The 19,143-nt window shown below is 66.0% G+C and carries 22 protein-coding genes and 1 riboswitch; of the genes, 18 read left to right on the top strand and 4 right to left on the bottom strand.

What is annotated here, in order from left to right:
- Positions 1–2 precede the first annotated feature (2 nt).
- Both ACFQU0_RS12230 and ACFQU0_RS12225 read right to left on the bottom strand, forming a co-directional pair.
- Positions 3–281 carry a DUF4212 domain-containing protein gene (locus ACFQU0_RS12230; RefSeq protein ID WP_382201118.1) on the bottom strand — a complete coding sequence of 93 codons (279 nt, stop codon included), beginning with the start codon at positions 279–281 and terminating at the stop codon, positions 3–5.
- 69 nt (positions 282–350) lie between these two features.
- The gene (locus ACFQU0_RS12225; protein ID WP_382201116.1) at positions 351–647 is read right to left on the bottom strand and encodes a hypothetical protein; all 297 of its coding nucleotides are present in this window, start codon (positions 645–647) and stop codon (positions 351–353) included.
- Between the two features lie 843 nt (positions 648–1,490).
- Between ACFQU0_RS12225 and ACFQU0_RS12220 the strand changes: the two genes are divergently transcribed.
- The 18 genes from ACFQU0_RS12220 to tolA all read left to right on the top strand — a co-directional run bounded on the left by ACFQU0_RS12220 (position 1,491) and on the right by tolA (position 16,114).
- Positions 1,491–2,354, top strand: coding sequence for a lytic transglycosylase domain-containing protein (locus ACFQU0_RS12220; RefSeq protein ID WP_382201114.1), 864 nt, complete (start codon positions 1,491–1,493; stop codon positions 2,352–2,354).
- A 49-nt stretch (positions 2,355–2,403) separates the two neighbouring features.
- Positions 2,404–2,532, top strand: a riboswitch (ZMP/ZTP riboswitch).
- Positions 2,533–2,583: 51 nt separating this feature from the next.
- Complete coding sequence (gene glyA / locus ACFQU0_RS12215) at positions 2,584–3,828, top strand: serine hydroxymethyltransferase (RefSeq protein WP_382201112.1); 1,245 nt, start codon at positions 2,584–2,586, stop codon at positions 3,826–3,828.
- A gap of 2 nt (positions 3,829–3,830) precedes the next feature.
- Entirely contained in the window at positions 3,831–4,280 is a 450-nt protein-coding gene (gene nrdR, locus ACFQU0_RS12210; RefSeq protein WP_382201110.1) for a transcriptional regulator NrdR, read from the top strand.
- A 90-nt stretch (positions 4,281–4,370) separates the two neighbouring features.
- Positions 4,371–4,967, top strand: a complete 597-nt coding sequence (locus tag ACFQU0_RS12205; RefSeq protein WP_382201108.1) for a pilus assembly FimT family protein — start codon at positions 4,371–4,373, stop codon at positions 4,965–4,967.
- A complete protein-coding gene (locus ACFQU0_RS12200) occupies positions 4,964–5,407 on the top strand; it encodes a type IV pilin protein (RefSeq protein WP_382201106.1) in 444 nt (147 codons plus the stop codon). Before ACFQU0_RS12205 ends, ACFQU0_RS12200 begins: the two co-directional genes overlap by 4 nt.
- A complete protein-coding gene (locus ACFQU0_RS12195) occupies positions 5,370–6,080 on the top strand; it encodes a PilW family protein (protein ID WP_382201104.1) in 711 nt (236 codons plus the stop codon). Before ACFQU0_RS12200 ends, ACFQU0_RS12195 begins: the two co-directional genes overlap by 38 nt.
- Positions 6,065–7,312, top strand: coding sequence for a hypothetical protein (locus ACFQU0_RS12190; RefSeq protein WP_382201102.1), 1,248 nt, complete (start codon positions 6,065–6,067; stop codon positions 7,310–7,312). The genes ACFQU0_RS12195 and ACFQU0_RS12190 overlap by 16 nt, the downstream gene beginning before the upstream one ends.
- Positions 7,309–8,484, top strand: a complete 1,176-nt coding sequence (locus ACFQU0_RS12185) for a type IV pilus modification PilV family protein (RefSeq protein ID WP_382201100.1) — start codon at positions 7,309–7,311, stop codon at positions 8,482–8,484. The genes ACFQU0_RS12190 and ACFQU0_RS12185 overlap by 4 nt, the downstream gene beginning before the upstream one ends.
- A gap of 16 nt (positions 8,485–8,500) precedes the next feature.
- A complete protein-coding gene (gene ribD / locus ACFQU0_RS12180; RefSeq protein WP_382201098.1) occupies positions 8,501–9,628 on the top strand; it encodes a bifunctional diaminohydroxyphosphoribosylaminopyrimidine deaminase/5-amino-6-(5-phosphoribosylamino)uracil reductase RibD in 1,128 nt (375 codons plus the stop codon).
- Positions 9,629–9,673: 45 nt separating this feature from the next.
- Positions 9,674–10,294, top strand: coding sequence for a riboflavin synthase (locus ACFQU0_RS12175; protein WP_382201096.1), 621 nt, complete (start codon positions 9,674–9,676; stop codon positions 10,292–10,294).
- The gene (gene ribBA, locus ACFQU0_RS12170) at positions 10,291–11,418 is read left to right on the top strand and encodes a bifunctional 3,4-dihydroxy-2-butanone-4-phosphate synthase/GTP cyclohydrolase II (RefSeq protein WP_382201094.1); all 1,128 of its coding nucleotides are present in this window, start codon (positions 10,291–10,293) and stop codon (positions 11,416–11,418) included. Before ACFQU0_RS12175 ends, ribBA begins: the two co-directional genes overlap by 4 nt.
- A 13-nt stretch (positions 11,419–11,431) precedes the next feature.
- Positions 11,432–11,896 (top strand): 6,7-dimethyl-8-ribityllumazine synthase, encoded by a 465-nt coding sequence (gene ribH, locus ACFQU0_RS12165; RefSeq protein ID WP_382201092.1) that lies wholly within the window; start codon positions 11,432–11,434, stop codon positions 11,894–11,896.
- A 2-nt stretch (positions 11,897–11,898) separates the two neighbouring features.
- The gene (nusB, locus tag ACFQU0_RS12160) at positions 11,899–12,399 is read left to right on the top strand and encodes a transcription antitermination factor NusB (RefSeq protein WP_382201090.1); all 501 of its coding nucleotides are present in this window, start codon (positions 11,899–11,901) and stop codon (positions 12,397–12,399) included.
- A gap of 6 nt (positions 12,400–12,405) precedes the next feature.
- A complete protein-coding gene (locus ACFQU0_RS12155; RefSeq protein WP_382201088.1) occupies positions 12,406–13,608 on the top strand; it encodes a pyridoxal phosphate-dependent aminotransferase in 1,203 nt (400 codons plus the stop codon).
- Positions 13,605–14,027, top strand: a complete 423-nt coding sequence (gene ybgC / locus ACFQU0_RS12150) for a tol-pal system-associated acyl-CoA thioesterase (RefSeq protein ID WP_382201086.1) — start codon at positions 13,605–13,607, stop codon at positions 14,025–14,027. The genes ACFQU0_RS12155 and ybgC overlap by 4 nt, the downstream gene beginning before the upstream one ends.
- Positions 14,024–14,716 carry a protein TolQ gene (tolQ, locus tag ACFQU0_RS12145; RefSeq protein WP_382201084.1) on the top strand — a complete coding sequence of 231 codons (693 nt, stop codon included), beginning with the start codon at positions 14,024–14,026 and terminating at the stop codon, positions 14,714–14,716. The genes ybgC and tolQ overlap by 4 nt, the downstream gene beginning before the upstream one ends.
- A gap of 1 nt (position 14,717) precedes the next feature.
- Positions 14,718–15,158, top strand: coding sequence for an ExbD/TolR family protein (locus ACFQU0_RS12140; protein ID WP_382201082.1), 441 nt, complete (start codon positions 14,718–14,720; stop codon positions 15,156–15,158).
- 14 nt (positions 15,159–15,172) lie between these two features.
- Complete coding sequence (gene tolA / locus ACFQU0_RS12135) at positions 15,173–16,114, top strand: cell envelope integrity protein TolA (protein ID WP_382201081.1); 942 nt, start codon at positions 15,173–15,175, stop codon at positions 16,112–16,114.
- Between the two features lie 12 nt (positions 16,115–16,126).
- Here the strand turns inward: tolA and ACFQU0_RS12130 are convergent, their stop codons facing one another.
- Together ACFQU0_RS12130 and ACFQU0_RS12125 are read right to left on the bottom strand one after the other, a co-directional pair.
- A complete protein-coding gene (locus ACFQU0_RS12130; RefSeq protein ID WP_382201079.1) occupies positions 16,127–17,629 on the bottom strand; it encodes a sensor histidine kinase in 1,503 nt (500 codons plus the stop codon).
- On the bottom strand, positions 17,626–19,110 hold the full coding sequence (locus ACFQU0_RS12125; RefSeq protein WP_382201077.1) for a sensor histidine kinase: 1,485 nt from the start codon (positions 19,108–19,110) through the stop codon (positions 17,626–17,628). The genes ACFQU0_RS12130 and ACFQU0_RS12125 overlap by 4 nt, the downstream gene beginning before the upstream one ends.
- Positions 19,111–19,143 lie beyond the last annotated feature (33 nt).

The following is a 19,143-nucleotide window of genomic DNA, read 5'->3' as shown; positions in this document are numbered from 1 at the left end:
CCTCACTCCTGCGCTTCGGCAACACCGTGCGCGAAGTCAGCGCGGTTCATGAACCACGCGTAGCTACCCACGATGAGCACGTACACAATGAGTGCCCCTTGCGCCGCCACCCAGAAGCTGAACGGCCAGCCAAAAAACGTGAAGCTGAGTTCTCGGGCGAAGTAGCTGACCACAAACGTCACGCCAAACCAGACGGCGAGCAGGACGGCGGTCACCGCGAGGTTGTTGCGCCAGTAGCGCGCCAGCATATCCGGCAGGGCCTGTGGGGAGGGTGGCGGCATCAAACGGCGCTCTGGTGAATGGCGTTCATGCCAGCGAGCGTAACGCAAGATGCCCATGCATTGCAGCACTCAACGACAGCCCGCAACCCCCAGCCCAAGACACAACCACAGCTTTGCCACTGTGGCGCCACACCACAGAAGGAACAGCAACAAGGCGGCGAACCGCATGTCGCGCCGGGCGTTTGCCCCGCCTGAAAACAGCCTGCCCACCAGCCCCACCACTGGGCTGGTGACCACTTGCAGCAAGCCATAGACCACGTTGTCACCTGAACGGCCACCCAGCAGCCGCATCAGCACCCACTGCCCTGCCAGCGCGAGCAGCGCAACCTCCACACACAACTTGAGCAGAACCACCACCGTGAGCATTGCGCCAACCTTTCGTCCGTTTTACCCCTTCCCCGCGCCTCGCCTGCAACAGCACACCGCAGAGACGCTCGCGACGTCAATCACCAGCAAAAAATAAGGGTTAATACTTATTTTTTCGATCAATCTGGACAGACCGCCTACACTACACCTAGGGTTTACCCTTGATTTTGTACTCACCAAGCGCCTCATCACCTGCGCGGCAAGCGACCCGCACGCTGCGCCCAACCAAGGAACCACCATGTCATTCGTTCACAACGTCATCGCCGTCATTGCAGAAACCCTCGCCCGCATCACCCGCCTGCGCATGAGCGCCGGTCTGCTGGGGTCCTGAAAGCGCGAAACACAAACGAAAAACCCCGGTGACCAAAGCCACCGGGGCCGACGGCGGGCCACAGGCCCATGCCGTTGGGTTTTGGCGGGCGGAGTTGGATGTCGCACCTGCCATGGGGCAACGGATTGCCCCTGAAAACCACCGGCGATGCAGCCGAACTGCTTCGCGGGTGGGCGCCCACCATCGGGTGGGCGACACAAGCTTATCGCGAACCCACGGCGACGCCCCAGTTCATTTTTTCAATCGCGAAGCGCACATCCATACGCAAAAGAGCCTCGCTTCTATAGATGGATTTTTGTCTTAAGATTTACTTTTAAATTCTTGACGAGACATTTAACAGGCACTAAGATTCACCCCGTTTGCCCAGCCTAGGGTAAACCCGCGACCGCTGCCGACCCCGGCTAAGTTGGCTCCCAGGTCTGAAGCGACCTATCGCAGCCGATGGCGACCCCCTTTCAAAGTCCTCTCGGCTGCAAATCAGCACCCAAAAGGCACCCGACAAGGAGCGTGCTATGACAGCGCAAACATCCTGGCCCCGTGCCACCCTCAACAGCCTGCGAACGTTCGCAGACGACGTCACACGTGGCTTTTTTGACATCACCCACAACAGCCTTGCGCTGCTGGGCATGGTCTTGGCCGTGGGCTTGATGACCCTCACCTTCCGTGCCGACCTGCGCACCGCTGCCGAGGAAAAACTCCTCGGCTGGCTGCTGGAGCGCCAAAGCGGTGGCGCCGTGATTGCCTTGACGGCCGACCCGACCGCCGTTGACCGCGCCACCGCACTGCACACCCACGAGCTGCCCTCGGAGCAGGCCAAGGTGGCCCTGTGGCTGAGCCGAAAGTACCGCGTGGCACCAGAACCGCTGAGCGCCTTGGTGGCCGAGGCGTTTGAACTCGGCAAAAAAATCAAGCTGGACCCCAGCTTGCTGCTCGCGGTCATGGCCGTGGAGTCCAGCTTCAACCCGTTTGCACAAAGCTCGGTGGGTGCTCAAGGTCTGATGCAGGTGATGACCCGCGTTCACACCGACAAATACGCCGGCTTTGGCGGCAAGTTGGCCGCCTTTGACCCCGTGACCAACCTGCGCGTGGGCGCCCAAGTCCTCAGCGAATACGTCCGGCTGAGCGGCTCGGTCGAGGGCGGACTGCGCCTTTATGTCGGCGCCGTCAGCAGCGACGGCAGCGACTACATCGACAAGGTGCTGGCGGAAACGCAGCGCATACAAAGCGTGGCACTGGGGCGCCCGGCTCCGGCGCCGGTTCGCACACCACCTCGCCCCCCCCCCGACATCATCGACATCGCGCCCGCTGCACCGCTGCCCACACGCACCGACACCGAGGCGGCCGCTGAGCTGGCGGCAACGGTCAACAAGTCTTGAAACCGGCGTCGGCCTGCGCCGATAGCTGACGGCGGCGCCTGATAAACTCTGCTCCGTGCGCAACTGGCGATAGGCCGGCAACCCCACAGGTTGTTGTGCTGACGTGGGACACCACTGGGAAGCGCACCGCCTGCGGGTCAACACCCCTGGCGTTCAGCCGTTCGCCTGGGCAGCCCCTGTCGGCGCTTGTGTTGCCGCACAGGGAATCATCTCGCCTGACTGCCACACCATGTACGACCGCAACATCCTCATCGAACAAACCGACCCCGAGCTGTTCAAGGCCATCCAGCTGGAAAACGCCCGCCAGGAACACCACATCGAGCTGATCGCGAGCGAAAACTACGCTTCGCCTGCCGTGATGGCCGCTCAGGGCACCCAGCTCACCAACAAATACGCAGAAGGCTACCCCGGCCGCCGCTACTACGGTGGTTGCGAGTACGTGGACATCGCCGAACAGTTGGCCATCGACCGCGTCAAGCAACTGTTTGGCGCCGACGCCGCCAACGTGCAGCCGCACTGCGGCGCCTCCGCCAACGAGGCTGTGTTCCTGGCCTTCCTTAAGCCGGGCGACACCATCATGGGCATGAGCCTGGCCGAAGGTGGCCACCTCACCCATGGCATGCCGCTGAACATGTCGGGCAAGTGGTTCAACGTGGTCAGCTACGGCCTCGACAAAAACGAAGCCATCGACTACGACGCGATGGAAGCCAAGGCCCGTGAGCACAAGCCCAAGCTGATCGTGGCAGGCGCTTCTGCTTACAGCTTGCGCATCGACTTCGAGCGCTTTGCCCAGATCGCCAAGGAAATCGGCGCCATCTTCATGGTGGATATGGCCCACTACGCCGGCCTGATCGCCGCTGGCGTCTACCCCAACCCGGTGCCCCATGCCGATGTGGTGACCTCCACCACCCACAAGAGCCTGCGCGGCCCGCGTGGCGGCATCATTCTGATGAAGGCCGAGCACGAGAAGGCCATCAACAGCGCCATCTTCCCCGGCCTGCAGGGCGGTCCGCTGATGCACGTGATCGCAGCCAAGGCCGTGGCCTTCAAGGAAGCGCTGCAACCCGACTTCAAGGTCTACCAGCAACAGGTGGCCAAGAACGCCCAGATCGTGGCCGAAACCCTGACCCAGCGTGGCCTGCGCATCGTCAGTGGCCGCACCGAGAGCCACGTCATGCTGGTCGACCTCCGCGCCAAGGGCATCACCGGCAAGGAAGCCGAAGCCGTGCTGGGCAGCGCGCACATGACCATCAACAAGAACGCGATTCCCAACGACCCGGAAAAGCCCATGGTCACCAGCGGCGTGCGCATCGGTACCCCCGCCATGACCACGCGCGGCTTCAAGGATGAGGAAGCCCGCATCACGGCCAACTTGATCGCCGACGTGCTGGACAACCCCCGTGACCCGGCCAACATCGAGGCCGTGCGCGCCAAGGTCAACGCCCTGACCGCCCGCTTCCCCGTCTACCGCTGATCATGAAGTGCCCGTTCTGCGGCCATGCCGAGACCCAGGTGGTCGAGACGCGTGTGGCCGAGGACGGGGGTTTCATCCGGCGTCGGCGCCAGTGCGGCGCCTGTGAAAAGCGTTTCACCACCTACGAGCGGCCCGAGGTCAGCTTTCCGGCCGTCGTGAAGAAGGACGGTCGGCGCATCGACTACGAACCGGCCAAACTGCGCGCCAGCCTGGCGCTGGCGCTGCGCAAACGCCCGGTCAGCATGGAGCAGGTGGACAGCGCCATAGAACGCATCGAGGAAAAGCTGCTCAACCTCGGGCAGCGCGAAATCCCCTCGCACCGCCTGGGCGAAATGGTGATGCGCGAACTCAAGAAGCTGGACAAGGTGGCCTACATCCGCTTTGCCAGCGTCTACCGCAGCTTTGAGGACATCGACGAATTCAAGAACCTGGTGGACGAAGTTCGCAAGTAGAACGGCGTCCCTCCCTCCAAGACGACACAATTCTTGAGTGTGTCTTTCAGGCTTTTGTCTTAGGCTTCCTCTCCATCGAGGGGAGGACACATGGAACAACAAGGCCTGAAAAAGTGCGGCCAGGTGCCCCATGCCGGCATCTGGACACGGGGTCGGCACCACACACGTGGTGTCACCTTGATCGAAACCCTGATCACCGTTTTCCTGCTGTGTTTGTTGGCGTTCATCGCCCTGCCGACCTGGCAAACACACTTGCTGCAAAAGCGGCTCGAAAGCGCCGCCGAAACCTACCGCCAGCACTTCCAGTGGGCGCGCAGCCACGCGATGCGTTCGGGGCAAACGGTTTCCATCCGGTTTGCCAGCGATGCCAGCGGCAGCTGCTACATCGTCTTCACCGGCCCTGAAACCGCCTGTGGATGCACCGCGGCAGCAGCCCAATGCGAGGCACCTGCGCGCCTGTTGGTCAGCGAACACCTTCCGGCCGAGCGGCACATCGCGATGCAACCCAAAAGCGTGAGCCAAACCTTCCGTCTGGGCCCATTGCACGGGACGGTCACGCCCACCCCGGTCATCGTGTTCAGCGGCCCCAACGGCCAAACCCTCCACGAAGTGGCCAACCGGCTGGGCCGCACCCGCAGCTGCAGCCCACAGGGCAGTCTGCCGGGCTGGCCTGCCTGCACCACATGAGCCGGCCCGACATGGGGCGCGGCTTCACACTGGTGGAGATGCTGATCACCCTGGCTGTGGTCGGCATCCTCGGAACCCTGGCCTACCCCTCGTACCGAGACCACGTGCTGCGCGCCCGCCGCAGCGAGGCCTTCAGTGCCCTATCGGCCGTGGCACAAGCCCAGGACCGCTGGCGAGCCACACACACCCGCTATGCCGGCTCACTTGCCGACCTGGGGCTTGAAGCCACCAGCGGCCCGGGACGCTACTACCAGATCGAGCTTGAGACCCATGAATCCCACAGCCACAGCCACTTCATGGCCATCGCCCGTGCCACCGGCACTCAACGCGCCGACACCCGCTGCGTCCTGCTGCAGCTCGGCCAGCACGGCCAACAACAGCTGCGCACCGCGCACGACCACCGTGGCGAAGACACCACCTCACACTGCTGGCCAAGCTGAAGCACACCGCACACGGCACCGGCCGCAGCGCTGGCAAACGGGCCTGACCCTGGTGGAGTTGCTGGTGGGCATGGCGCTGGGGTTGGTGGTGGCCGGCGGTGCTCTCGCCCTGTTTCTGACCGAACTCCAGACCAGCCGGCGGTTGCTGCTGGAAGCCAGGCTGGGACATGATTTGCGCGCTGCCGCCGACCTCTTGGCGCGCGACCTGCGCCGGGCCGGCCACTGGGAGGCGTCCACCACCTCGGATGCCAACACCAACCCACACGGCGCCATCGAGCTGGACGACGCCTCGCTGGACGGCCTCTTTCGCCGCGTCCGCTACAGCTTCGACCTGCCCGGCAGCGATCCGCTGAGCGCAGCGTTTGCCCAAACAGACCACAAGCTGACACTGGCACTCGGCGGCTCGGGCCAACAGGAGCTGACCGATCCCGCCGTCGTGCGCATCACCCAATTGGCGATCACGCCCACCGACACCCACGTGTCGCTCGCGGCCCTTTGTCCACAAGCGTGTGGGTCGCCGGACACGCCGAACACCTGCCCCACGCTGGCCATCCGGCGCTACGACATCGTCCTGCGGGCCCAAGCCACCACCGACCCATCACTGCAACGCGAGGTTCGCACCACCGTCCACGTGCGCAACGACCAATGGAGCGGCACATGCCCAGGCACTTGACCACCCGCCGCCCCCAACGCGGCGCAGGTGTGCTGGGGGTGATCGCCATGCTGCTGCTGATCGCGCTGGTGGTTGTCCTCTATCTGAACCGCCACCTTTTGCTGGCGCACCAAAGTGCTTCCAACCAATGGCGAGCTGCGGTCGCCGTCGAGTCTGCGGAGGCAGGACTGAGCTGGATGCAGGACCGACTCAACCACCCCGGCCACCTTGACGCGCAATGCGAACCCGCCACGCTGGTCGCCGCAGGCACCGACTTCCGCGCGAGCCACCTGCCCACCAGCACGGTGCCCGCGGCGAGTGCAGGCTGCCGCCTGCCCGGTGGCTCGCTCGACTGCGCCTGCCCAAACAACAACCATACCTGGGCCGACGACACAGCCGCGCGTTTTGTGGTGCGCCTGGCGCCAGAAACAGGCACGGGCACCGTGCGCGCCCAGGCACTGGGCTGCGCCCCAGACACCGCCCCCTGCGACCATACCGCCTCGAACCAACTGGACACGGACGCGCGTGCGTGGCTGTCCGTCGCGCTGCGGCCGGTGCCGCTGCTGCCGTCACTGCCCACGGCCGCCCTCACCTGCGCTGGCGAGTGTCGCCTGTTGGAGCAGGCCAGGCTGCGCAACGACCAGATCGTCGGCCTGGGGCTCGCGGCCCACACCGCGACAACGCTGACCCGCGCCCCAAGCACACAAGTGCTGGGCCTGCCGGGCGCGCCCCCAGCGCTTGCCAGCGTCGAAAACGACCAAACACTCGCAACCGCCGCAGGCGCCCCCTGCAACGATGAAGCCTTGTTCGCGCACCTGTTCCAGCAAAGCCTGGCCGATTACGCCCGCTCGCCGCTGACCCGCCACCTGTCTTGCCCCACCGACAACGACTGCAGCGCCACCATCCGCCAAGCTCACGCACTGGGCTGGCGGGCCTTCTACCTGCCTGCGGGGGCGCTCCTTTCCAGCGGTGAGGCCATCGGCAGCCCCGATGCGCCCGTGGCCTTGGTCACGCCCGGCCGGCTCACCATCGACAACGCGCCCAACGTGTACGGTGTGCTCTTCGCACACGACACCTTCATCAACGCCAGCGACGGTGGCGCCGCACACATCCGGGGCGCAACGGTCAGTTGCCACCAACACCGCCAAGGCGGGCAAAGCGAGGTGGCCCACGACGCCGACACGCTCAACCGCCTGCGCGAAAGCACACGCACGTACGAACGCGTGCCCGGCAGCTGGAGGGATGCGCCATGAACACCGCTCGTGGCCTCCACGCTCGGCTGCAGCGACCCTGGCCCCGCACCGCTGCCGGCTTCACGCTGATCGAGGTGCTGATCGCGCTCCTGCTGGTGGGTGCCGGGCTGCTGGCCATGAGTGGCCTTCAGTCCAACCTGAGCCGCCACACCGACCTGTCCCGCCAGCGCGGCGAGGCAACCCTGTTGGCCCAAGCCGGCATGGAATCACTGCGCCACCAGAGCCATCTGCCCACCGCGAACCTCGGTCTGACCGCTCAGGAACCCCAACGTAACCCACTGACCAGTGGCAGTGAGTCCATCGCCTCGGACCATTTCAACACCCGCTACACGCGCCGTTGGACGGTGCAAGGTGACGTGGCCGACGCCCTGCGTCCCGTCACCGTCGAATTGCACTGGAGCGATCGCGATGGCACAGACCAGCAATTGCGCCTGCATTCCGCACTGCAGGCCACGCAGCCGCTGCACAGCGCACAGGCCGGCCTGCGACCAGCAACGACCGCCCCTCCCTGGCGTGCGCCGCAGCAACGCCACGCCACCATCCCACCCACGGCCCGACACGACGGCCCAGGCCGCAGCCGGCTGGACATCGAAAACCGCTGGCGCCTGGCCTTCGACAACACGACCGGCCTGGTGATTGAAATGTGTGGCACCGGTGCCAGCGGCTCAGACCTGAACCTTTGCCACGCCATCCACGCGCTGCTGCTCAGCGGCCACCTGAGCCGCTCCACCCCCGATCTGCCGTGGCCAACGGGCATGGATGTGTCGGGCCTCAGCGGCGTGGCAGGGCACCCCACCTGCCTGCTGCTTCTGCAACCCACCGGCGCAGGCGATTCAGATGCTGCCCAGCACTACGTCTGCCTGCTGCCTCTGCAGGCGGGACAGACCCAGTGGCAAGGCAAACCACGTTGGCGCGGCCTGCCCACCAACGACACCTTGCTGGTCTGCCGCTACGAATACGCCGCCACGGGTGGTGCCGACGAGCCCGAACGCAACGTGCAAGGGCCCGACGGCTACGGCCCGGTGTCGCGCTCGCTGGCCCAGCAGAACTACCGCCTGCACCGGGCCGTGGGCGATGCGTTGTGCCCGCCCGATAATCCCAGCACCTTCCGCTGGGCGGTGCACCAGGATTGCCGGGCCGGCCAGGCCCACGCGGCCCGGGACTGCCCCTGATCCCTGCGCCACCACCATGCCCACACCGCCCTCGCACCTGTTTTTCCCCCTGGCGGACGCCACCCCCTCGGTCGGCCTGTCCGAGCCCAACCCACGGGTCGCCTGCGTCATCACCTCGCCCTCGGGCGAGGTGATCGCCCAGGGTCATACCCAGCAAGCGGGCGGGCCCCATGCCGAAATCATGGCCCTGCGTGCCGCCACCGCCGCAGGGCGGTCCGTGCGGGGCGCCACCGCCTACGTCACGCTGGAGCCCTGCGCCCACCATGGCCGCACCCCGCCCTGCTGCGACGCCCTCATCGAGGCCGGTCTGGCACGGGTGGTGGTGGCCCTGGGCGACCCCAACCCCCGCGTGGCCGGGCAAGGCCTGGCGCGCATGCGGGCGGCCGGCATGCAGGTCGAGGTGCTGCCCGCCGACCACCCCGCCGCCATCGAGGCGCGCGAACTCAACATCGGCTTCCTCTCGCGCATGGTGCGTGGCCTGCCTTGGGTGCGGCTCAAGGTGGCCGGTTCGCTCGACGGGCGCACCGCCCTGCCCAACGGCGTGAGCCAGTGGATCACCTCGCCCGAGGCCCGCGCCGACGGCCACGCCTGGCGCAAGCGGGCCGGCGCCCTGCTCACCGGCATCGGCACGGTGCTGGAAGACGACCCGCGCCTGGACGTGCGCCTGGTGCCCACCGAGCGCCAACCCGTGCGGGTGATCGTGGACGCCCGACTGCAAACGCCTGCCAAGGCCCGCATCCTGCAGCCGCCGGGCACCGTGTGGGTCTACACCGCCGCCGACCCCGCCACCAGCGCCGCGCGCCGCACCGAACTGCAGGCGGCGGGCGCTACCGTCATCGACTGCCCAGGCCCCCACGGCAAGGTCGATCTGGCCGCCATGCTGCGCGACCTGGCTGCCCGCGAGATCAATGAGCTGCACGTCGAAGCGGGCCACAAGCTCAACGGTTCCTTCCTGCGCGAGGGCCTGGTGGACGAGCTGCTGCTCTACCTGGCACCGAAGCTGTTGGGCGAAGGCGCGGGCCTGGCGGCCCTGGGGCCGTTCGAGGCCCTCCACCAGGCGCCCGGATTCGCGTTCCTGGACGTCCAGCGCATCGGACCCGACCTGCGCCTGCGCGCCCGCCCGCCGGGACGCGACGCCTTCTGAACCCCCAAGCCCAGGGCAAACCCGAATCCCTGCGACAATAGCCGGATGTTTACCGGCATCATCACAGGCGTGGGGCGCATCACCGCTGTCCAGCCGCTCGGCAGTTCTTCATCCCATGGCAAGCGCCTGACCCTCCAGGCGCCGCCAGGCTACCTGGACGACGTCGGACTGGGCGACAGCATTGCCCTCAACGGCGCCTGCATGACCGTCACCACCTTCTCCGCCGAGAAGGGCGAATTCACCATCGACATCTCGGCCGAATCGCTGGACAAAACCAGCGGCTTGGACAGCGAAGGCCCCGTCAACCTCGAAAAAGCCCTGCGCGCCCACGACCGACTGGGCGGGCACATCGTCAGCGGCCATGTGGACGGCATCGGCCACGTCACGCGCTTCGAGCAAGTGGGCGAAAGCTGGGACCTCCGCGTGATGGCCCCGCCCGCGCTGGGCAAGTACCTGGCCTACAAGGGCTCCATCACCGTCAACGGCGTCAGCCTGACCGTCAACCGCGTGGCCGACAGCGACGCCGGCTGCGAGTGCCACATCAACCTGATTCCTCACACCGTCGAGAACACCGCCCTGGGCAGCCTGCGGGCGGGTTCGCGTGTCAACCTCGAAATCGACCTCATCGCCCGCTACGTCGAGCGCATGCTGAAGCACAACCCATGAGCACACCCGTCCCCATCTCCCCGGTCGAAGACATCGTTGCCGACATGCGCGCCGGGCGCATCGTCATCCTCGTGGACGAGGAAGACCGCGAAAACGAAGGCGATCTGGTGCTGGCGGCCGACCACGTCACGCCCGAGGCCATCAACTTCATGGCCCGCTTTGGTCGTGGCCTGATCTGCCTGACGCTGACCAAGGACCGCTGCGAACGCCTGAACCTGCCGCCCATGGTGCCGCGCAACGGCACCAAGATGGGCACCGCTTTCACCGTCTCCATCGAGGCGGCCGAGGGCGTGACCACCGGCATTTCGGCCGCAGACCGCGCCCGCACCGTGCAGGTGGCGGTGGCCCCCAACGCCCAGGCAGCCGACCTGGTGCAGCCGGGCCACATCTTCCCGCTGCAGGCGGTGGAGGGCGGCGTGCTCATGCGCGCTGGCCACACTGAAGCCGGCTGCGACCTCGCCGCCATGGCCGGCTGCACGCCCGCCGCCGTGATCTGCGAGATCATGAAGGACGACGGCACCATGGCACGCCTGCCCGACCTGCAGCTGTTCGCGGCCGAACACGGCCTCAAGATCGGCACGATTGCCGACCTGATCGAACACCGCAGCCGCGTCGAGAGCCTGGTGCAAAAAGTGGGCAGCCGCCCGCTCAACACCGCTTTCGGCGAATTCACCGCCCACGCCTTCCGCGACGAACCCAGTGGTGCGCTGCACCTGGCCCTGGTCAAGGGTCGGTGGGAGGCCAGCACCTCGGTGGACGTGCGGGTGCACGAGCCGCTGTCGGTGCTGGACGCGCTGGAGGTGGGCCGTGGCATGCACTCCTGGTCGCTGGAAAACAGCCTGCGCCACATCGCGGCGCAGGGCCAGGGTGTGGCGGTGCTGCTGAACTGTGGCGAAACAGCCGAACAACTGCTGGCGCAGTTCGAGGGCACGGCCCGCTCGGCGCAAGCGCCTGAACGTGGCCGCATGGACCTGCGCACCTACGGCGTGGGCGCACAGATCTTGCGCGAATGTGGTGTGCAAAAAATGCGCCTCATGGGCAACCCGCGCCGCATGCCCAGCATGACCGGCTACGGCCTGGAAATCACCGGCTACCTCAGCAAAGACAGCGCCACCGGCGTTTAAGGAAAATCAGAACATGTTTGGCGCAGACAAAGGCAGCACCGGGCCGCTGGACGGCAAAAACCTGCACATCGGCGTGGTGCAGGCCCGCTTCAACGAAGGCATCACCAACGCCCTGTGGGACGCGTGCCACAAAGAATTGCTGGCCCTGGGCGTGCAGGAAAAGCGCATCCACCACGTGACCGTACCGGGCGCACTGGAAGTGGCCACCGCACTGCAGGCCCTGGCCGAACGCGACGAGTTCGATGCCCTCATCGCACTGGGCTGCATCATCCGTGGCGAAACCTACCACTTCGAGCTGGTGGCCAACGAATCGGGCGCGGCCGTCACCCGCGTGGGTCTGGACTACCAGCTGCCCATCGCCAACGCCATCCTCACCACCGAGAACCAGGAACAGGCCGTGGCACGTCAGACCGAAAAAGGTGCGGATGCAGCCAAGGTCGCTGTCGAAATGGCCTTGTTGCTCAAGCAGATTGGTTGAACATGAGCACTGAGAACACCCCACCCCGCAAGGCGGCCGACAAATCCGCCCGCACCCGTGCCCGCGAGTTCGCGCTGCAAGCCCTTTACCAGCACCTCGTGGGCCGCAATGACGCCAGCGACATCGACGTGTTCACCCGCGACCTGAGCGGCTTCCACAAGGCCGACAGTGCGCACTACGACGCCCTGCTGCACGGCTGCATCGAACAATCGGCCGCGCTGGACGCCGCCATCACCCCCCACCTGGACCGCCCGCTGGCCGAAATCTCGCCCATCGAGCGCGGCGTGCTGTGGATTGGTGCCTACGAGCTGCAGCACTGTCTGGACGTGCCCTGGCGCGTGGTGGTCAACGAGTGCATCGAGCTGGCCAAGTCCTTTGGGGGCACCGACGGCCACAAGTACGTCAACGGCGTGTTGCACCCGTTGGCCAAGGGTTTGCGTGCCCAGGAAGTGGCCGCCTCGCCCAGCAGCGGGCGCGGCAGCCGTGCCAAAACAGCCGAATGACACGGAATGAAGTTATCTGATCGCGCCCAGCGCATCGAACCTTTCTATGTGATGGAGGTGGCCAAGGCCGCCGCCCAAGTGGCCGCACAGGCGGCGCACACCGACCGGCCCATGATCTACCTCAACATCGGCGAGCCCGACTTCACCGCGCCCCCGCTGGTGCGCGAGGCGGCTGAAAAAGCCATCCGCGACGGCCGCACGCAGTACACTCAGGCCACCGGCCTGCCCGCCTTGCGCGAGCGCATCAGCGGCTGGTACGCGCAACGTTTCGGACTCAACATCGATCCCGCCCGCATTGTGGTCACCGCGGGTGCGTCCGCCGCGCTGCAGCTGGCCTGCCTGGCCCTGATCGACCCCGAGGACGAGATCCTCATGCCCGACCCCAGCTACCCCTGCAACCGCCAGTTCGTGCAGGCGGCCGGCGGCACGGCGGTGCTATTGCCCAGTGGGCCCGACACCCGCTTCCAGCTCAGCCGCGAGCAGGTGGAAGCGGCCTGGGGCCTGGACACCTGCGGCGTGCTGCTGGCCTCGCCGTCCAACCCCACGGGCACGTCGATTGCCCGCACCGAGCTGGAGGCCATCGCCCGCAGCGTGCGCGAGCGTGGCGGTGTGACGCTGATCGACGAGATCTACCTGGGCCTGAGCTACGACGATGAGTATGGCCACAGCGCCCTGGGCCTGCCTGATGGGCTGGGCGACGAAGTCATCAGCATCAACAGCTTCTCCAAGTACTTCAACATGACCGGCTGGCGCCTGGGCTGGCTGGTGGTGCCACCATCGCTGGTGGACGCGGTGGAGCGCATCGCACAAAACCTGTTTATCTGCGCCAGCACCGTGTCGCAACACGCCGCGCTGGCCTGCTTCGAGCCCGAGAGCCTGGCCGAATACGAGCGCCGCCGCCACGAGTTCAAGGCCCGGCGCGACTTTTTCATCCCGGCACTCAACCGCCTGGGTTTGAATGTGCCGGTGATGCCGGACGGCGCCTTTTACGCCTACGCCGACTGCAGCGCGGCCTGCCAGAAATGGGGCATTGCACCCGAATCAGGCAGCTGGGACTTTGCCTTCGAGCTGATGAAGCGCGCCCACCTGGCCGTCACCCCGGGACGCGACTTCGGCAGTGCCGAACCGCAGCGCTACGTGCGTTTTTCCACCGCCAATTCCATGGCCCAGCTGCAGGAAGCCGTGCGCCGCCTGGAGCAGGTGCTGTGACAAAGCCGGAGGTGTTCAATTGGCCCGTGCGGGTGTATTGGGAAGACACCGACGCCGGTGGCATCGTCTTCTACGCCAACTACCTCAAGTTTTTTGAGCGCGCTCGCACCGAGTGGCTGCGCAGCCTGGGTCTGCAGCAGCAGGCCCTGCGCGAGGCCACAGGCGGCATGTTTGTTGTCACCGACACGCAGACCCGCCACCACCGCCCGTCGCGCCTCGATGATTTGCTTCTTGTAACCACCCGGCTTACGGAACTTGGCCGCGCCTCCATGACACTAGAGCAGGTGGCGTGGCTGGGTGAAGGCCCGGATGCGCAGCGCCTGTGCGAAGGCCAGATCCGCATCGGCTGGGTCGATGCCAGTGCCATGAAGCCGATGCGCATTCCCGTCACCCTGATCGACAAGCTACACAACGCATGACACACGACTTTTCGATTGTTTCCCTGCTGCTCAACGCCAGTTGGGTGGTGCAGGCCGTGGTGCTGCTGCTGCTGACGCTGTCCGTCATCAGCTGGGCGGCCATCTTCCGCAAGCTGTTTGCACTCAAACGGGTCAAGGCGCTGACCGAGGATTTCGAGCGCGACTTCTGGTCGGGCAGCAGCCTCAACGACCTGTATGCCGGCGCCACCCAGAACGCGCGCCAGGGCAGCCCCATGGAGCGCATTTTTGCCAGTGGCATGCGCGAATACCTCAAGCTGCGTGAACGCCGCATCGGCGACAGCGGCGCCCTGCTCGATGGAGCGCGCCGCGCCATGCGCGCCAGCTACCAGCGCGAACTCGACGCGATGGAAGTCAACCTCGCCTTCCTCGCCTCGGTCGGGTCGGTGTCGCCCTATGTGGGCCTGTTCGGCACGGTGTGGGGCATCATGCACGCCTTCACCGGCTTGGCCTCGCTCACGCAGGTGACCCTGGCCACCGTGGCACCCGGCATTGCCGAAGCCCTGGTGGCCACCGCCATCGGCCTGTTCGCCGCCATCCCCGCCGTGGTGGCTTACAACCGCTTCGCCCACGACATCGACCGCGTGGCCAACCGGCTGGAAACCTTCATCGAAGAGTTCTCCAACATCCTGCACCGCAACCTGGGCGCGGGCACCGCGTCCGGCCACTGAAATGCCTGCCGTGTCCTCACGCGGCCGGGGCCGCCGCACCATCAACGAAATCAACATGGTGCCCTTCATCGACGTGATGCTGGTGCTGCTGATCATCTTCATGGTCACGGCGCCGCTGATCACGCCGAGCATGATCAACCTGCCCAGCGTGGGCAAGGCGGACCGCTCGCCGGACAAGTTTGTGCAGGTGCTGATCGACAAGGACGCCAAGCTGCAGGTGAAAGACGGCATGTCCAACGCCAGCGCCCAAGACACCACCAAGGAACGCCTGGTGGAGCGCGTGCGCCAACTTCAAGGCGCGGCCGGCGCAGACGGCAAGTCCGCGCCGGTGGTCATCAGTGCCGACAAGAATGTGAAGTACGAAAGTGTGGTCGAGGTGATGGACCGCTTGCAACGGGCTGGCATCGAGCGCGTGGGCCTGTCGGTGCAAACCAGCCGCTGACACACACGCACCACATGAACGCCACCGCCGACCAGATCGACCTCAGCCCACCAGGGGACACCCGCTGGAGCGGGCCGCTCACCTTGGCCCTGATCGCCCATGGCTTGCTGGTGGCCGCGCTCACCTGGGGCGTGAGCTGGACGCCGGACGCGACCGAGGTGGCGGTGGAGGCCGAACTGTGGTCACGCCTGCCACAAGAAGCCGCGCCACGGCTGGTGGAACCCACGCCCGCACCGCCACCGCCGCCCGCACCAGAGCCCAAACCCGTCAAGCCCGCGCCCGAACCGCCGCGCCCGGCCCCCCCGCCCCCTGCGCCGGCGCCAGACCGGGCGGAGATTGCGCTGGAAGCCAAGAAAAAGGCCGAGGAAAAACGCAAGGCTGAGGCCCTCAAACAAGCTGAGGACAAGAAGAAAGCGGACGCGCTCAAGCGCGAAGAAACCAAGAAGCTCGAAGAGAAAAAGAAGGCCGACCAAAAGAAGCAGGAACTGGCCGAGCAGAAAAAGCGCGAGCAAGCCAAGCTGGACGCCGAACGCAAGAAGCGCGAAGACGCAGCCAAAGCCGCTGAGGAAAAACGCCGCGACGCCCAACTCGCCGCCGACAGGCAGAAGAACCTGGAGCGCATGATGGGCCAGGCCGGTGCCACCGGCAATGCCAACGCCAAGGGCACGGCCCAACAGTCTAGTGGTCCGTCGGCCAGCTACGGCGGTCGCGTGGTCGCACGCATCAAACCCAACATCGTCTTCACCGATGTGGTCAACGGCAACCCACGCGCCGAGGTGGAAATCAAATTGCTTCCCGACGGCACCATTGTCAGCAGCCGACTCACCCAGTCCAGCGGCAACAAAGCCTGGGATGACGCGGTGTTGCGTGCCGTGGAGCGCACGGCCACCCTGCCACGCGACGAAAACGGCAAGGTGCCCTCGCCCATCGTGCTGGGCTTCCGCCCCCAAGACTGAGCCGCTGGTCGCTCAAAGCCCCGTGGTCGTGCCCGGGTGGCTCTGTGTCTGGGGCTGGGAGTCGGGCCGCTCGGACGTGAGGCGCCGAGGCAAACGCAGGTGCAGGCGCACCCCTTGGCCCGGCCGCGACCAGAACGTCAGTTGCCCGCCCATGCGTTGCGTCACCACGGTGTACACGATGTTCAGCCCCAGGCCGGTGCCACCACGGCCTCGGCGGGTGGTGAAAAAGGGCTCGAAGATGCGTGCCTGGTACTCGTGTGGCACGCCCACGCCGTTGTCGCTGTACACCAGCTCCCATTCGTGCTCGCCTTCGCGCACGTCGATCACGATGGCGGGTGAAGCCACCTCGCGGAACGCGTGGTTGACGCTGTTCATGATGAGGTTGGTCAACACCTGCATGAGCGCGCCGGGGTAGCCTCGGGCAGGCAGTTTGCGTGGCCCACCCAACATGGGGCGCACCGGCACCCGGCGCGTCACCGGGTGCAGACTGGCCAACAAGGCACGCAAGGTTTCCATCACATCAAAGTCGCACAGGCGCTCGCTGGTCTGATGCACCGCCGTCTGTTTGAAATCCTTGATCAGGCGCGAGGCCCGCATCAGGTTGGTGTCCAGCATGTCCAGGCCCTCCATGGCCTGGTCCAGCGCCTGCTCGAAGCTTTCACGGGTCATGCGCTGCGCCTGGTAGTCCTCGCGCATGCCGACCAGGCCTTCTCGCACCGCCGACGCCGCGGTGATCGAAATGCCCAAGGGCGTGTTGACCTCATGTGCCACACCGGCCACCAGGGCGCCCAGCGCCGCCATTTTTTCACTGCTGATGAGCTGGTCGCGCGCCACCTCCAGGTCGGCTTGGCGCTCGCGTGCCATGGTTTCAGAGCGCACACGGGCAGAAAAAACGCGGGCGATCACCAGGGCCATCCACGCTTGTGCCCCACTGTATGTCAGCAGCAGGGTGAGTTCGATGCCGATGAATTCCAAACGCGCCATCAGCGCCGCCGCCATGCAGCACAGTGTCAGCACGCAGAGGTAGGCCCATGCAGCAGTAGGCACTGTTGCCAACGCCAACACCCCCCCATTGAGGCAACCCAGCACCACCATGCCCACCAAGAAGCGTTGTTCGCTGTTGCCGATCGGGAACCACATCAAGGCCGCCACGCCCCACAACAAGGCTATGGCCATGGCGCCCTGGGTGACACGGCAGACAGCACGCGGCGAGGCCGTCTGCGCCTCGTGGCGGTGCCGCTTCCACCAGCCACGCATTGCCAGCACCGCCCAGGCGACGTAAAACAACACCCAGCACAGCACCGGCAGCGCGCCCGCGCTGAATTGCATCACGTAGACCAACAAGGAGGCGTTGGCCATGCTCACCCCAACCAGCAAGGGCGTGAGGCGGTTGACGTAGTTCAGGTGGCGGGCGCGCAGCCGCGCGGCGGTCTCGTCCTCGCGCGTCAGCCAGTCGAGATCGGACCGCAGGCGCGCTTGCAGACGGGACATCCAAGCCGAGCGTTCGCCGGTCATGTTTCGTCCTGTGCAGCCACGGTGGCCGCAGGCGGCGCCAGTTTCGGCAGATCAAGCCGAAAACGCAAACCGGCGGCCGGGTCGGACCAGAATTCCAGCCGCCCCCCCAGCCGCTGCGTCACCAGGGTGTAGACGATGTTCAGGCCCAGCCCGGTGCCGCCGCGGCCACGTCGGGTGGTGAAAAAGGGCTCAAAGATGCGCTGTTGCACATCGAGGGCCACGCCCACACCGTTGTCGTGGTAGGTCAGGGTCCACTGGTCTTTTTCATCGGTCACCTCAATGTTGATTTCGGGTGACACCACGCCTTCGAAGGCGTGCAGCGCGCTGTTCATCATCAGGTTGGTCAGCACCTGCATCAGCGCGCTGGGGTAGGAGCGCACCTTGAGCTGCGCAGGCCCCATGAGGGTCGGCACCACCGGCACCCGCCGCAACACCGGCTGCAGGCTCACCAACAAGGTCCGCACCGTCTCCATCACCTCGAAATCGCTCAGGCTGTCGTCCACCTGGCTCACCACCGTGTGCTTGAAGCTGGAAATGAGCTGCGCCGCACGGTCGAGGTTGTTCTGCAGCATGCCCACGCCAGCCATGGCCTGCGTCATGGTCTGCTCGAACACGTCCTGGCTCAGGGTGCGGTCGTCGTAGTCGCGCTGCATGCCATGCAAGGTGTCGGCCACCGCAGAACAGGCCGTGACGGCCACCCCCAAAGGTGTGCTGACCTCGTGCGACACGCCGGCCACCAAAGAGCCGAGCGACGCCAGCTTTTCGCTGTTGAGCAGGTGGTCTCGCGCCAATTCCAGCTCTTCGAGGTTGGCCTTGAGCCGGCGCTTGGACATGTGGTTGGCGGTCAGCACCCGCGAGATGTAAGACCCGAACCAGCACAACACCAGCGCGAGCAGCACCAGCGCAATCAGTTCAAGCTCGACATAGCTGCGTGGGTAAACCACCAGCGACACGGCGGTGGCCAACACCTGTGGCAGCACATACGCCAACACCCCAGAGGCGATGGACGACATCGCCAAGGTGCCTACACACAGGTTGCCCACCACGATGGCCACCATGAAATGGCGACCGTCGGGATCGGCATGGCTGAACCACACCCAGATGGCGATGGACCACAACACCGACACCACCGCCGCCCCCAGCAGCACACGGGTCAAGGCCCAGGGGGTGGCCAGGACGTAGGGCCGTCGCTGGCGGGGCCGCCACGCGGCCCAGACGTACAGCGTCCACACCACCTGTGCCGAAATCCAGGCCCACATGAAGGTCCAGCCGGCCGCGTTGGTGAAGATGCCAGCCGCCAAAATGGCAAACGTCAGGTTGACGAACAGCACAAAAGGCACGGTCTGGTGCTGGCTGCGCAAATGCATGGCACGCAGCTCGGGCCACGGTGCATCCGTGGCCAGGCGCAGCACGCGGTCCTGGCCCCAGGCGTCGGCCCAGGCGCCGTCCAGGCGGCTCAATCCCGCGGTGATGGCTTTCATCCTCCCTCCCCCACTCCTGATGCGGCGGGGGAT

The sequence above is a fragment of the Hydrogenophaga defluvii genome (assembly GCF_042665235.1).
In the GTDB taxonomy this organism is placed as follows: Bacteria; Pseudomonadota; Gammaproteobacteria; order Burkholderiales; family Burkholderiaceae_C; genus Hydrogenophaga; species Hydrogenophaga defluvii_A.
This window is presented reverse-complemented; position numbering and strand designations above follow the sequence as displayed.

What these genes read in the sequence shown, in the direction of transcription:
- ACFQU0_RS12230 (WP_382201118.1), bottom strand. Translation starts at nt 281, where the DNA reads ATGCCGCCACCCTCCCCACAGGCCCTGCCGGATATGCTGGCGCGCTAC.
- ACFQU0_RS12225 (WP_382201116.1), bottom strand. Translation starts at nt 647, where the DNA reads ATGCTCACGGTGGTGGTTCTGCTCAAGTTGTGTGTGGAGGTTGCGCTG.
- ACFQU0_RS12220 (WP_382201114.1), top strand. Translation starts at nt 1,491, where the DNA reads ATGACAGCGCAAACATCCTGGCCCCGTGCCACCCTCAACAGCCTGCGA.
- glyA (WP_382201112.1), top strand. Translation starts at nt 2,584, where the DNA reads ATGTACGACCGCAACATCCTCATCGAACAAACCGACCCCGAGCTGTTC.
- nrdR (WP_382201110.1), top strand. Translation starts at nt 3,831, where the DNA reads ATGAAGTGCCCGTTCTGCGGCCATGCCGAGACCCAGGTGGTCGAGACG.
- ACFQU0_RS12205 (WP_382201108.1), top strand. Translation starts at nt 4,371, where the DNA reads ATGGAACAACAAGGCCTGAAAAAGTGCGGCCAGGTGCCCCATGCCGGC.
- ACFQU0_RS12200 (WP_382201106.1), top strand. Translation starts at nt 4,964, where the DNA reads ATGAGCCGGCCCGACATGGGGCGCGGCTTCACACTGGTGGAGATGCTG.
- ACFQU0_RS12190 (WP_382201102.1), top strand. Translation starts at nt 6,065, where the DNA reads ATGCCCAGGCACTTGACCACCCGCCGCCCCCAACGCGGCGCAGGTGTG.
- ACFQU0_RS12185 (WP_382201100.1), top strand. Translation starts at nt 7,309, where the DNA reads ATGAACACCGCTCGTGGCCTCCACGCTCGGCTGCAGCGACCCTGGCCC.
- ribD (WP_382201098.1), top strand. Translation starts at nt 8,501, where the DNA reads ATGCCCACACCGCCCTCGCACCTGTTTTTCCCCCTGGCGGACGCCACC.
- ACFQU0_RS12175 (WP_382201096.1), top strand. Translation starts at nt 9,674, where the DNA reads ATGTTTACCGGCATCATCACAGGCGTGGGGCGCATCACCGCTGTCCAG.
- ribBA (WP_382201094.1), top strand. Translation starts at nt 10,291, where the DNA reads ATGAGCACACCCGTCCCCATCTCCCCGGTCGAAGACATCGTTGCCGAC.
- ribH (WP_382201092.1), top strand. Translation starts at nt 11,432, where the DNA reads ATGTTTGGCGCAGACAAAGGCAGCACCGGGCCGCTGGACGGCAAAAAC.
- nusB (WP_382201090.1), top strand. Translation starts at nt 11,899, where the DNA reads ATGAGCACTGAGAACACCCCACCCCGCAAGGCGGCCGACAAATCCGCC.
- ACFQU0_RS12155 (WP_382201088.1), top strand. Translation starts at nt 12,406, where the DNA reads ATGAAGTTATCTGATCGCGCCCAGCGCATCGAACCTTTCTATGTGATG.
- tolQ (WP_382201084.1), top strand. Translation starts at nt 14,024, where the DNA reads ATGACACACGACTTTTCGATTGTTTCCCTGCTGCTCAACGCCAGTTGG.
- ACFQU0_RS12140 (WP_382201082.1), top strand. Translation starts at nt 14,718, where the DNA reads ATGCCTGCCGTGTCCTCACGCGGCCGGGGCCGCCGCACCATCAACGAA.
- tolA (WP_382201081.1), top strand. Translation starts at nt 15,173, where the DNA reads ATGAACGCCACCGCCGACCAGATCGACCTCAGCCCACCAGGGGACACC.
- ACFQU0_RS12130 (WP_382201079.1), bottom strand. Translation starts at nt 17,629, where the DNA reads ATGACCGGCGAACGCTCGGCTTGGATGTCCCGTCTGCAAGCGCGCCTG.
- ACFQU0_RS12125 (WP_382201077.1), bottom strand. Translation starts at nt 19,110, where the DNA reads ATGAAAGCCATCACCGCGGGATTGAGCCGCCTGGACGGCGCCTGGGCC.